This is a genomic window from Bacillus sp. FSL W8-0629, from assembly GCF_038593225.1.
In the GTDB taxonomy this organism is placed as follows: Bacteria; Bacillota; Bacilli; order Bacillales; family Bacillaceae; genus Bacillus; species Bacillus altitudinis.
In genome coordinates this window covers 3,279,669-3,292,830 of record NZ_CP151975.1, presented here as the reverse complement: position 1 = coordinate 3,292,830, position 13,162 = coordinate 3,279,669, and the positions used below count along the sequence as shown (strand labels likewise).

Here is a 13,162-nt window from a genome sequence, read left to right as displayed (position 1 = left end):
AAGAGGACTTCGAGGGAGTCCTCTATTTTTCTATTGCATAAAGGACTTGAAAGAGACTTGTTTTTGTCGATAAAGAGATTAGTAGACTATTATGCAAAGTTAAGAGAGGGACAGGGACCGTGAAAAAAACCATCAAGATTATGTTACTCGCAGCTGCCTTTGGTATGACATTACACACGGGCAAAGAAGTGCAAGCAGCCTCCTATGTCGATCAATCCATTTATACGATTAGCACCTCAAAAGTATTTACAACAGAAGCAGAAGTCAAAAAAGCGGTTGACACGTTGAAAAAGGATAAGAAGTGGACAGCCACGTATCAAACCTCAGGAAATACATCGACTTATCAGCTAACTGCCTCAGGATATGACTCACAAGCAGCAGCGAGTGCAAGTGCCGCTGCATTAAAAAAAGAGTTAGGCATGAGCGGTACGGTGTCTCCAGTAGGTGACCGCCTTCCTTTACAGAAAATCGTATCTGATCCAATCAACGATGAAAGTCAGGCGAAAAAACTGACGCTCGAGCTGACGAAAACATCAGGACTCAATAGCACGTATGAAGCTATCAATCAAAGTAGACCATCATATCAGGTCATATCAGGTGCCATTGATTCTGAAACGAAAGTCAAAAATATTCAAACCGAACTACAAAAACAGGCCGGAGTCACTAGTACATATCAAACCGAAAACAAAGCTGGCACCGTGTATCAGCTGATCTCAGGCAATATTGTCGGACAGAGTAAGGCAAATACCATCCTGCAAGGTTTTCAAAAGGAATCTGGTTTAAAAGCAGTACTCCAAACGGTAGCAGCAGGCAAACCGTATTACATCGTCACATCTGCTGCACAAACGAATCAGTCTAAAGCGCAAACCCTTCTGACCCAGCTGCAAAAAGAAGCGAAAATCAGCGGAAAGATTCAGAAGGCTGGAGCTGTTAAAAATGTATATAGCATGGAATCAGGCTATTTCAAAGACAGTAAGCAAGCAGCCTCAGCTGCGGCTCAGATCAAAAAACAAGCTGGTGCGTCAGGTACTGTGCAGCGAGTAGGGAAAACGAAAAATTATATCGTAAAGCTCAATCAATTAAATGACACAACTTACGCAAAAACAGTTGCTTTTTTCAAGAAAAAGAAATGGCGCTATACGTCTAAAAAGATCTCCTCTACACAGCCATATCAAGTAGTGACTGGGAATCTTTTGGGCGATGATCAAGCGAAAAAAGCAACGGCATTTTTCCAAAAGAAAAAAGTATCCGCCACAACGAAAAAAACAGGCAAAGCATCTGATAGCACGTATCGACTTGTCGTGAATCAAGCAACGGATCAGACAAAAGTAAATAAAGGTGCTGCATACTTAAAAGCACAAAAGGTGACAAGCAGCATCACAACAGGCAAGGGACAAGCCGTCAGTAAAGCATACAGCCTAATGACCGCTCCTGTATATGATCAAAGCAAAGTGAAGCAGGCACAAGAGATCATGAAAAAAAATGGAGTTGCCAGCAGTACAAAAACATTAACAGAAGCTGTTAAGCAATACCGTATTACGACAGAGGCAACTGTGAATCAGACAAAGCTGAATCAAGCCTTAAGCTATTTAACCAAACAAAAAATGAAAGCAGCCGCTCAAAAAACGGGAGCAACTGATTATGGTCAATATCAGATCAAAACAGGGGTTATTTCGACTGCTTCCTTAAGAGATCAAGGCATGACATTCTTCAAAAAAAGAAATGAACCAGCTGCTTATACAACAACGACAAAACCGGCATATAAAATCAACATCACACAGCAGTTTACAGGGTTACCAAATGCGAATGCGGCCATTGCTTTTGTGAAAAGCCAATACGGCTGGACAGCCACAGCGACAAAAATCAAAAATGGTCCAATGGTGATGCAGACGAATTATAACCTCACAGTCAATGAGATGGTAAACAAACAAATGAAGGTGTCGCCGCAGACAGATGGTGCAGCCTACGTCTATGCGACATATGTAGACCCAGCGACGTCCACAGTGAATACAGACGGGCTAAATGTACGTTCTACACCTGATTCAAGTTCGGCTAGCAACATCGTCGCACAGCTGAACAAAGGGACAAAAGTGAAGCAGCTTGGAAAAGAAGGCAACTGGATCAAGATCAGCCTCGGCTGGAGAAATGCGAGTTCAGCAGAAGTATTAAAATATGTAGACCCAGCGAATATCGCGGAGGGCACTCAATCTTATTTTCAATTTCTCAAACTCTCTGAAGCTGCAAATCTCAACCCGACTGAAGTGAATACGAAGATTTTAGCAGGGAAAGGCATTCTTGCCGGAAAAGGACAAGCCTTTATCACAGCAGCGAAAACGTATCATATTAACGAAATCTATCTGATTTCACATGCATTGCTTGAAACAGGCAATGGCAGTTCCATTTTAGCGAACGGTACGAAGTTTAATGATAGAATCGTGTACAACATGTATGGCATTGGTGCATATGACAGTAACCCGAATTACCTCGGTGCAAAGTATGCGTATGAACAGCAATGGTTCACACCAGAGGCAGCCATTATTGGCGGGGCAAAATTCATTGGCAACAGCTACATCAATAATGCCACATACAAACAAGATACCATTTACAAAATGCGTTGGTCTGCGACAGCCACTCACCAATATGCAACAGATATTGGCTGGGCTTCTAAACAGGTCACTCGTATGTATAGTTTGTATAACTTACTTGATAACTATACGCTGTATTATGATATCCCCGTGTATAACAAATAAAAAAACGTCCGTGCTTCTTAATGAGAAGCCGGACGTTTTTTGTGTAAGAGCTGATGTTCAATAAAGGAAAGAAGCTGCTGACTTGATTTCCCTTTTGAATATTGGTTCCATTCCTCAGCAAAGGTTTTCAATAAGTCTTGATTGGCTGATTCGTTTAGCTGCTTAAGCTCCGTTAAGAGCATATCTTGAGTGACGCAAGCTTTTCCTGGAATGATATCTTCATAACGTTCGACTAAGCCGCGTTTTGTGCGATAAGTCTCTAGATCGTAAGTGAAGAACAAAACAGGCTTTCGGAGCAGCGCATATTCAAACACAATGGACGAATAATCTGTAATCAGGACATCGCATACAGAGAGCAATGGAAAGAGCGGCTGATCGGACACATCAAAGATCCACTCACCATCTGTTTCTGCTTTGGCTAAATGTTTCACCGCAGGATGAAGTTTGACGAGCAGAATATAGTCGCCATTCAGCTCACTCTGCAATTGTTCTTTAGAAAAAGGTAAGACAAGACCGTTCATTGCAAAGTCCCGGTAGGTCGGCGCATACAGCAGCACTTTTTTGCCTTTTGGAAAAATACCCGTTTGAAAGGAAATAGGGCGCTCATCATAGTACGCATCTGTGAAGGGGACACCTGTTGGCAAAAAACGATCGTCGTTGACGCCAAATGAAGTTTTGAAAATCTCGCGCATGTGATCTGAGCCAGTAACGATATAATCGAAAGACGCATAGACGCGCTTGAAACGCTGCAGATCACGAGAACTACGGTGATGATTTGAAGCATCTTCAAGACCGAACTTTTTCAAAGCACCATTGGCGTGCCACACTTGAATACAAGTGGTAGAAGGTCTATTTCTTAGCACACTTGTCATCAGAAAATAATTATCTGTGACGACGACTTTGCTTTTTAGCATCGTATAGATACATTGAATGAGATGGATGGGATTTTTTTCATGAAAATAGCGAAATGACACATGAGGCACGTCCTTTTCTATCACGGAAGCATGCTTCGTATAGAGGACAGTGAGCTTCATTGTCATATTCGCCTGTTTTTGATAAGTATCGATGAGAGCAGCTGCATTCTCTTGGAATGAAACAAGCAGCGTCACCTGATTGTCACGAGGTTTCACGCCGCTCATGAGCCATCCAGCAAAAGAAACAAAAGCTGCATAGCATGAGATGATCATTGAGCGTATATTCATCATGTATCAGTCTCTCACAGCTGCTTCGTCTGATCTTTTACTTGCTCAGGATAGTAGCGCTTTTTCCCTTTGTTTTCTTTTAATACGGCAAAAGCGTACTTTGGGATATTCAGCATTCGTTTCCATCTCCACGGATTGACAATGAGTCTGTACAGCCATTCCGTATTTGTTTTAATCATCCAGCGTGGTGCACGCTTCACCGTTCCGCTAAATACATCAAAGCTTCCGCCTAAACCGATGCAAACAGCTTGCGGGAACAAATGACGGTATTCATAAATAAAGTTCTCTTGGTTTGGATAACCTAAAGCAACAAACACCATATCTGCTTTTGAACGAGCAATTTGTTTTGCCACAAACCGTTTATCCGCTTGATAACCATCACAGCTGCCTGCAATCACCACATTCGGATATTCCGTATCAATTCGCTGTTTGACAGCCTCAAGCACTTCTTTTTTCGCACCATATAAAAAGATACTTTTAGATTGCTTGTTTGCGAGATCAAGCATAGACATGAAGACCTCAAAGCCTGCAATTCTTGATTTCAACGGATGGTTTATAAGACGTGACATCAAGACAACACCTACACCATCAGGTAAGACATAGTCTGCAGAAGAGATGACTTTATGATATGCATGATCCTTCATAGTTGCATAGCCTATTTCTGGATTTACCGTTGCAATCATTGCGCCTCTTCGCTGAGAAAGGTGGTGTTGGTTCATATAACTAATAAATTCGTCTAAGTCGCCATTTACATAAGAAAGGTTAGAGACCACTTCTGTTTCCACTGTATAAACCCCCTTTTTCTTTTTGTTATCTATTGTACGATCATTGTAAATTCATTCTTAACCTACAGATCATTTTATCACAGTTGCTCCATGAAATATTAACAATAACTTTACAATCCTTTTAATTTCATGACATTTTAATAAACAACTAGTCTCTAAAAACGTTGAAATACTGTATTGACGCAGTTCTACTATTTCATCCATTAAATTGGAAATAGTTTGTCTTTACATTTTCTTAACGTTTTTTAGGCATTATGATATAATGAGGTTCCGAAGAGCGAAAAAACATGACCGATGAGAATAGGATTACGGATAAACATTACTGCTTGAAGCAGTCGAATAAGGATGAAGAAAGGAGTTTATGTTTGCAATGAAGAAAGTTATTACTTACGGTACATTTGATTTATTACACTGGGGGCATATCAAGCTGCTAGAGCGTGCAAAACAGCTTGGAGATTACTTAGTAGTGGCCATCTCTACAGATGAGTTTAATTTACAAAAATCAAAAAAGGCTTATCATAGCTACGAGCATCGCAAGCTGATTTTAGAAACCATTCGTTATGTAGATGAAGTCATTCCAGAGAACAGCTGGGATCAAAAAGTCCGAGACGTACAAGAACATGACATTGATGTGTTTGTTATGGGGGATGACTGGGAAGGTAAATTTGATTTCTTGAAAGAGCACTGCGAAGTCGTTTACTTGAAGAGAACAGAAGGTATTTCGACAACACAAATTAAGGAAGAAATTGCTGGACTATAATAGATTGAAAAAAAGTACTTCTTATCTTTTGGTGAGAAGTGCTTTTTCATGTAAAATACAATAGCAAGTGATCATTTTTATAAGGAGAGCTTCCTGTGTTTCAAAATTGGATGAAGAAAAAAGGTGAACACACATTGGATCAACCTGAACTAAATGAAACAATGAAATCGGTTGAAATTCCTGACATGGACTACTACTTTATTATGGGGGATGTGCCAAAACAGGACAACACCTTAACGGATTCATTAAACTTAAGATTAAAATCATTGGCTGAGAAGAATAAACGAGCTACCATCTTAACTTTGAATTTTGATGTAAATGTAAAGGGGCATATTCGAAGCCTGGAGAAGAATGTCCACCCTCAAATTTCCATCTTGAATGTATTTGAACACTATATTTTACCGGAGAGCGGGAGTAAAAGGGTTTATTCGGAGTTTATTACAGGTACCGTATCGGAATCGATTAATGAAGTCGTTATATCTGAGGACAATTCAACCGTTCAAGTGACAAGATACGAACTACCTTCTTCCCCCATTCTGTATATAGATCAATTTAATGAAGAACAGCAATTGATGAAACGGGAAGAATACGATATACATGGCGCTTTACGAAGAGTACTTCACTATGTTCCGCATAAGGGTGTCCCTTTTCTGGAAGAATTCATAAGAGATGATAGAAGTATCTACATGGAAACCATATATTCTGGAAGTGCCAAGAAGAATACAGTAAGGCATATTAATTGGTACAAGAAGACAGGCATCACCACATTTGTGAAAAAATCCGATATCGTACAGCAATGGCTATCTGATATTCAAACTAAAAATGAACGCATGAAATTGATGATTGCAGAAGATCGAGAGATAGATCACGATCTGTTTAAAATGGAAAAATCCGATTCAGTATTTTATGCTGCTTTTGTGCATGACGCACACTACGAGGAAAATCCCCGTCAATTGCACACTCATTATGAAGAACTATTTAAACAAATCAGGAAGCAGCAAGTAGATGCTATTTTCTTTTGTCATCCGAAACATAAGGAAGATGTCGAAAACGTTTTAGGGGAACAACCTTCCTTTTATCTATTGCCACAGGATGATGGTACTTCTTGGGGAGCAGCTCTTCAGAATATGCTTGATAATCGAGTACTTAAAGAAGAACTAAGAAGTGTCGTGGAACATACAAGATGGATGTTGCGTGATGTAAGCTCTGAGCATCATGTCCTTCATCTGCAGCTTGAGATGGAAGGCGAAATGAACATCGCGGATCAGGTAGAAATAGATTTTGCAGGATTTGATCGAGTCAATGGTGCTGAAATTATTTCTCAAACCATCAACGAAAATCAACAAGTGATTTTCCCGATTGGTCATTTTCAAACAAAGAAACAGATCGAACTCAATCAAACGAAACATGTCGATTTTTACATCCGAAGCAAGTCAAAAACACATCGTCAAGAGGTACTACAGCGTTTAGAAGTGGAAGAAGAACTGCTCACCAACAAACCTTCGTCAATAGATGGGTGGTCTTACCAAACGAAAAATGGTTACTATTCTTGGAAGATCAATTAAAGAACGAACTGTATTCTTTGTGAAAGCATGTGAATGAAAATGAAAAAAATCGTTACAATTTTATATATCATCGTTTTTAAACTCTTGTTTTTGGGTGTCAGTAAACTGCAGCCAAAAAAGAAAACGGTTATTTTTGAAAGCTTTAATGGAAAACAATTCAGCTGTAACCCGCGTGCTATTTTTGAGTATATGAAAGAAAATCACCCTGACTATACGTTGATTTGGAGCGTAAAAAAAGGGTATGAAGCACCGTTTAAAGAAAAGGGCATCTATTATATTCATCGTCTGTCGTTTAAATGGATTCTTGCAATGGCAAGAGCCGAGTATTGGGTTGTAAACAGCCGTTTGCCGCTATGGATTCCAAAACCAGGCCACACAACTTACTTGCAAACATGGCACGGGACGCCTTTAAAACGACTGGCTGTGGATATGGACGAAGTTCATATTCCTGGAGCAAACACGAAGAAATATAAAAAGAATTTCACGAAAGAAGCATCGAAATGGGATTGTCTTATATCTCCTAATGCATACTCGACTGAGATCTTTACACGTGCGTTCCAATTTCAACAGACCATGATTGAATCAGGGTATCCAAGAAATGATTTTCTGTACAATCAGAATAATGAAGGAACGATAAGAGCGCTGAAGCAAAAGATGAACCTGCCTCTTGATAAAAAAATCATCCTCTATGCACCGACTTGGAGAGACGATCAATATTATACAATTGGAAAGTACAAATTTGAATTGGATCTTGATCTGCATGAGTTGAGGTCATCTATCGGAGAAGAATATATCATCATCCTTCGTATGCACTATTTAGTAGCGGAAAACTTTGATCTCGGACCATATGAAGGCTTTGCTTATGACTTCTCCCATTACGAAGACATTCGAGACCTTTATATGATTTCTGACCTACTCTTGACAGATTACTCTTCCGTGTTCTTTGATTATGCAAACCTTAGGCGTCCAATGCTGTTCTATGTTCCAGACATCGAAACGTATCGCGACAAACTAAGAGGGTTCTATTTTGACTTTGAACAAGAAGCACCTGGTCCGCTTGTGAAAGAAACAGTAAGTGTAATTGACTGGATAAGAGAGACAGAGAAATCGACCTTTACATTACCAGCTTCATTCGCATCATTTTATGAAAAATTTTGCTACTTGGAGAACGGAGAATCATCTAAGCGAGTCGTAGAGACCATTCTGAATAAGGAAAAAAGATGAAGGGCATAAATCAGGTAACATACTTTCATTGTATGTTTACCGGATTTATGCCCTTTTTGTAACTTTAGTTTTAGATCTTTAAGCCTGTAAATGACAAAATCTCTCTAAAAAAATAAAACTTTTTTAGCGAAATTTGTTGAAAATTAAAAGATTTAAAGTCTTTAGAATCAAAAAGATGTTGTTTTTAAGGAAGCATAAACCTATAATTGTTGTTATAGTTAAAAAATTGTTTAAATATGTTGTGTTTACCAATATCGATTGTCAATTGAAAGTGCAGGGGATTTGATTGTCAAAAAGGATTTTATTAATTTCTCAAAATTTCTACCCTGAAATAGGTAGCGCTGGTAATAGACTCAAGAATATATTTTTGATGCTGCACAGAAAAGGATACGATGTGAAAGTTTTAACAACGGATCCAACTTATCCAGAAAAAAATTTCTATGATTCTCATGACCTTTGGGACGAAGAAGAATTAAATAGTCAGAATGAAAGATTTATAAGAGTGAAAGTAAAAAACAAAAAATATGCTTTTAACTTTTTGAATAGACTTTTCTATTATCTAGAAATAATGCTTAGGATGATCATATTTATTTTTAAGGATAAAAATAAATATGATCTAATTTATGTTACAACTCCCCCGATTTTTGTTGCCTTTGCTGGAATTATTGCTAAATTTAGATATAAGACAAAAATGATTTTAGACATAAGAGACTTGTGGCCAGACTCTTTAAAAGGAGTGGGGATATTCAAAAATCCCATGATCATCGGTTTTTTTAAACTTGCAGAAAAATTTGTCTATTCAAAATCAGATCATATCATCATTAACAGCCAAGGTTTTCAAAAGCATTTACAGGAGCAAGAAGCTAAATTAACGTTCATACCAAACTCTGCAAGGCGTGAAGAACTGCCAGAAATTTCAGTAAAAAACACGAGGAAAGAGTTTAAAGTAGTGTTCGCAGGAAATTTAGGTCTTGCTCAAGATGTGCATGTCTTTCGTGATATTGTTACTAGTTTAAAGGGTTATCATATCAGATTTATGATCCTAGGTTATGGAGTCAATAAGAAAGAATTAGAGAGATATATCATTGAAAAAGAATTGAAACACGTTGAATTTATTGATCCAGTATCAAGAAAAGAGTGTCTCAAAATGATGGCAAATTGTGATATTGGTATAGCAACGCTTAATCGTTCAGTCATCTTTGAAACGGTTTTGCCAGGACGTATTATAGATTACTTGAGCTGCCAGTTACCTGTAGTGGCTTCACTTTCTGGATATTCAAAAAATTTAATTGAGCAAGAAAATGTAGGTTTAGTAGCTAAAACAAAAACGAGTGACGAAATGGTTTCTCTTATTTTACGCTTGTATCATCATCCGGAGTTGGTTCAAGAAATGAAAACAAATTGCGAGAACTTTATTGAAAAGAATTTTTTATGGGATAATAATATTATGATTTTAGATAAAGTAATAAAAAATACTATAAAAAAGGTTAATGAAGCATGAAAAAAAATATATGTATGTTTGTATGGAACCACTTTACCAACGATGCCAGAGTTTTGAGAGAATGTACAGCATTGTCAGAAGACGGATCTGATGTCGATCTAATTTGTATCCACGATCCATCAATGCCTGGATTAAAGACATATGAGGAAATCAATGAAAGATTTCGTGTCCACCGAGTTAAAAGGTACCCTCGATGGTTAGTTTTATTTCAGTCTATGCTGACTTTGCTAAAGAAGAAAAAGTATCTTCTACTTCTTCTATTACTAGTGTGGGTTGCGGGTGTTTTTTATTTACCAATTATAACGATCGCTTTCACAATCCTTTTTTCATCCTTACTTCTTAAAAAGGTAAGAACATTAATCATTAGATCAAGTATCTTTTTAAGAATGATTGTAAAAGGATGGAATAAAAATTATGATATCTATCATTCTAATGATTTAAATACTTTACCACAGGGTGTTATTTGTGCAAAGTTTAAACTTTTTAACAGAAAAAAACTCATCTATGATTCACATGAAGTTCAAACAAGCAGGACTGGGTATGATAGCAAACTATATGGGAAGATGGAATCTTTCCTTTTAAAGTTTGTTGATCAAATGATAGTCGAAAATCACACGAGAGCCAAATACAACGAAGACCTCTATGGTTTTTACCCAAAAGTTGTCCATAACTATCCGTTCGATCAAAAAAAAGAGATAGAGAAAATAGATTTGCATGAGATTTTAAACATTTCCAAGGATGAAAAAATCCTGTTGTATCAAGGTGGAATTCAAACTGGTAGAGGTTTAGAAAATTTAGTTAAGGCAGCACCTAATTTTGAAGAAGGCATCCTCGTCTTTATTGGAGATGGCCGAATTAAAGAAAGCCTCATGCAATTAACGGAAGACATGAAGCTCACTGATCGAGTGAAATTTTTACCAAAGGTGCCTTTGGAAGATCTCCCTAGGTATACAAAAAATGCTTATTTAGGTTTTCAGGTATTGAATAATGTGTGCTTCAACCATTATTCAGCCTCTTCAAATAAACTATTTGAATATATTATGGCGGGTGTGCCTGTCATAGCATGTGACTTTCCAGAAATTAAGAAAGTTGTTTCCAGTGAAAATATTGGAGTAGTCGTTGACTCTCACGATCCGATTTCAATCGCAGCGGGTGTAAACAAGTTAGTTTTAAATCCTGAATTGCGTCGTCAGTACAGTGAGAATTGTCAGCAGGCAAGGCTTAAGTACAATTGGGAACAAGAAAAAAAATCACTTTTAAATGTTTATGGACAAATTCAATCATAAGGAGAGTAAAAATAATGAAACTTTGTACAGTAGGTTTGGGGTATATTGGTCTGCCAACTTCAATTATGTTTGCGAAACATGGTGTTAAGGTCGTAGGAGTAGATGTGAAACCGAGTGTGATAGACTCTTTAAATAGTGGAACGATTCACATAGAGGAGCCAGGTCTCCAAGACGCTTTGACTGAAGTTATTAAACTTGAAAAATTTAAAGCTTCTTTAACACCAGAGGAAGCAGATGTCTTTATCATCGCTGTTCCTACACCGAACCGTGATGACATGTATAAATCATGTGATTTAACGTACGTAGAGAGCGCTGTTGAGAAAGTAATTCCATTCCTGAAAAAAGGGAATGTTGTAATTATCGAATCTACTATTGGTCCAAGAAGCATGGATGATGTGATTAAACCATTATTCGAAGAAAAGGGTTACGTTATTGGTGAAGATCTATATCTAGTACATTGTCCGGAAAGAGTTCTGCCGGGTCAGATTCTTCATGAACTAATCTTTAATAACCGGATCGTTGGCGGGATTACAGAAGCTTGTACAGAGGCGGGAGCAAAAGTATACGAAACGTTTGTTCAAGGTGAAATTATTAGAACAAATGCCAAAACCGCTGAAATGTCTAAACTAATGGAAAATACATTTAGAGATGTTAACATAGCACTTGCAAATGAACTTACCAAAGTATGTAATGATCTAGACATTAATGCGCTAGATGTCATTGAAATGGCCAATAAGCATCCACGTGTTAACCTGCATACACCTGGACCTGGTGTCGGCGGACATTGTTTAGCAGTAGACCCGTATTTTATTGTAGCGAAGGCCCCTGAAACAGCGAAAATGATTAACTTATCACGCTCAATTAATACATCTATGCCATACTATGTTGTCGAAAATGTTGAGAAACTTATGCAAAAAGTAGAAGGAAATAAGGTGACTATTTTTGGACTTACGTACAAAGGTAATGTCGATGATATTCGAGAAAGTCCAGCAATGGAAATCTATCATTTATTAAAAAATCAGAATAAATATGAAATCGATGCATATGATCCGCATGTGGATGAGGAGTTTGTCATTAAAAACTTAGAAGAAGCTGTTCAACAATCTGATTTAATTTTGATTCTAACCGATCATCAAGAGTTTAAAGAATTTGATTTTGAAAGACTTGATGGCATGAAAAATAAAATGATTTTTGACACAAAAAATGTTCTGCAAAACCGACATGAACAGTTCACTTATATTAATTTTGGAAATCTCTCTTCTGAAATAAAAAAAGAAGAAGCCTTGGTTTAAATCTGCTTTTCCTTGGTGAATGTAAAGCTTAGATTTTCTTAGAAAGGAGCAGTAATGGATATACCTTCAACAGAAATTTTCAATGTATTTAAAGAAAGTACGGAACAACCAGATAAATGGTTATTAACAAACACTAGGGGAAAAAGAGTCTTTTTTCAATTTGGTTTACAAGAAGAGGGTGAAAAATATTTATCCTTTATCGGTAAAGAAATCATTGAATTCAGTACTTTGTCCAATCAGCCAGACAAAATAGACACAATTGTGTTAGGTAATGCGACTGAATTTATGTCTGATGTAAATCGGTTAGTCGATGATGTGTTACCATTTCTAAATAATGATGGTGTTATGTTGTTTTGGATTAACCATGATCAAAATTCTGTGCAAGTAAAGTCAATAGTATCATTGATGCTTTATATGCATAAAAAGAATTTTCGAATTGAACAAGTCATCAGACCTTTATGGACAGGCTTTATAGCAATTCCTACTACAAACTCTAATGAGATTGATTTTGCTGAAAGTCTGTTGAAGGTTTTGGATCGGCTGAAGAAATCCGATGACACTGAACAAAATCAAAGTAGGGATGTAACTGCTAGCCTGCTAAAAAAATTAGTAGAAGCAAAACAAGAAAAATTAAATCTAATTACAAACGAGAAAAAAGTACTAGAACAAGCTAAGAAGACTGAAAAAGAACTGGACCTAATAAAAAGACGTTATGCAGCTCTATCCTCATCAAAATTAGGTAGGTTGACACTAGCTTACTGGAGATATAAATCTCGAAAAAGAAAGAATAGGTGAAT

Annotated in this window: 9 protein-coding genes and 1 pseudogene; 8 read left to right on the top strand and 2 right to left on the bottom strand. The window is 37.3% G+C overall.

Going from position 1 to position 13,162, the window contains the following annotated elements; genetic code table 11:
• The first annotated feature begins 119 nt into the window (after positions 1 to 119).
• Positions 120 to 2,750, top strand: coding sequence for an N-acetylglucosaminidase (locus tag NSQ17_RS17070; RefSeq protein WP_342467622.1), 2,631 nt, complete (start codon positions 120 to 122; stop codon positions 2,748 to 2,750).
• Between the two features lie 17 nt (positions 2,751 to 2,767).
• Here the strand turns inward: NSQ17_RS17070 and NSQ17_RS17065 are convergent, their stop codons facing one another.
• Both NSQ17_RS17065 and NSQ17_RS17060 read right to left on the bottom strand, forming a co-directional pair.
• On the bottom strand, positions 2,768 to 3,955 hold the full coding sequence (locus NSQ17_RS17065) for a CDP-glycerol glycerophosphotransferase family protein (protein ID WP_138279077.1): 1,188 nt from the start codon (positions 3,953 to 3,955) through the stop codon (positions 2,768 to 2,770).
• Between the two features lie 11 nt (positions 3,956 to 3,966).
• Positions 3,967 to 4,737 carry a WecB/TagA/CpsF family glycosyltransferase gene (locus NSQ17_RS17060; protein WP_045033965.1) on the bottom strand — a complete coding sequence of 257 codons (771 nt, stop codon included), beginning with the start codon at positions 4,735 to 4,737 and terminating at the stop codon, positions 3,967 to 3,969.
• A 370-nt stretch (positions 4,738 to 5,107) separates the two neighbouring features.
• Here NSQ17_RS17060 and tagD point away from each other — a divergent pair, with 370 nt between their 5' ends.
• The 7 genes and pseudogenes from tagD to NSQ17_RS17025 all read left to right on the top strand — a co-directional run bounded on the left by tagD (position 5,108) and on the right by NSQ17_RS17025 (position 13,160).
• A complete protein-coding gene (gene tagD, locus NSQ17_RS17055) occupies positions 5,108 to 5,497 on the top strand; it encodes a glycerol-3-phosphate cytidylyltransferase (protein WP_008343212.1) in 390 nt (129 codons plus the stop codon).
• 95 nt (positions 5,498 to 5,592) lie between these two features.
• Positions 5,593 to 7,062 carry an alpha-glucosyltransferase N-terminal domain-containing protein gene (locus NSQ17_RS17050; protein ID WP_342467621.1) on the top strand — a complete coding sequence of 490 codons (1,470 nt, stop codon included), beginning with the start codon at positions 5,593 to 5,595 and terminating at the stop codon, positions 7,060 to 7,062.
• 75 nt (positions 7,063 to 7,137) lie between these two features.
• Positions 7,138 to 8,286 (top strand): annotated as a pseudogene (locus NSQ17_RS17045) (CDP-glycerol glycerophosphotransferase family protein); the annotation flags it as partial.
• Positions 8,287 to 8,572: 286 nt separating this feature from the next.
• Positions 8,573 to 9,787 carry a glycosyltransferase family 4 protein gene (locus NSQ17_RS17040; RefSeq protein ID WP_178929835.1) on the top strand — a complete coding sequence of 405 codons (1,215 nt, stop codon included), beginning with the start codon at positions 8,573 to 8,575 and terminating at the stop codon, positions 9,785 to 9,787.
• The gene (locus NSQ17_RS17035) at positions 9,784 to 11,073 is read left to right on the top strand and encodes a glycosyltransferase (protein ID WP_178929836.1); all 1,290 of its coding nucleotides are present in this window, start codon (positions 9,784 to 9,786) and stop codon (positions 11,071 to 11,073) included. The genes NSQ17_RS17040 and NSQ17_RS17035 overlap by 4 nt, the downstream gene beginning before the upstream one ends.
• A gap of 14 nt (positions 11,074 to 11,087) precedes the next feature.
• Positions 11,088 to 12,365 carry a nucleotide sugar dehydrogenase gene (locus NSQ17_RS17030; RefSeq protein ID WP_242731123.1) on the top strand — a complete coding sequence of 426 codons (1,278 nt, stop codon included), beginning with the start codon at positions 11,088 to 11,090 and terminating at the stop codon, positions 12,363 to 12,365.
• A 54-nt stretch (positions 12,366 to 12,419) separates the two neighbouring features.
• Positions 12,420 to 13,160 carry a hypothetical protein gene (locus NSQ17_RS17025; protein WP_041507855.1) on the top strand — a complete coding sequence of 247 codons (741 nt, stop codon included), beginning with the start codon at positions 12,420 to 12,422 and terminating at the stop codon, positions 13,158 to 13,160.
• The last annotated feature ends 2 nt before the right edge of the window (positions 13,161 to 13,162 follow it).

Coding starts and splice junctions, on each gene's coding strand:
- NSQ17_RS17065 (WP_138279077.1), bottom strand. CDS start 3,955: ATGATGAATATACGCTCAATGATCATCTCATGCTATGCAGCTTTTGTT.
- tagD (WP_008343212.1), top strand. CDS start 5,108: ATGAAGAAAGTTATTACTTACGGTACATTTGATTTATTACACTGGGGG.
- NSQ17_RS17035 (WP_178929836.1), top strand. CDS start 9,784: ATGAAAAAAAATATATGTATGTTTGTATGGAACCACTTTACCAACGAT.
- NSQ17_RS17030 (WP_242731123.1), top strand. CDS start 11,088: ATGAAACTTTGTACAGTAGGTTTGGGGTATATTGGTCTGCCAACTTCA.
- NSQ17_RS17025 (WP_041507855.1), top strand. CDS start 12,420: ATGGATATACCTTCAACAGAAATTTTCAATGTATTTAAAGAAAGTACG.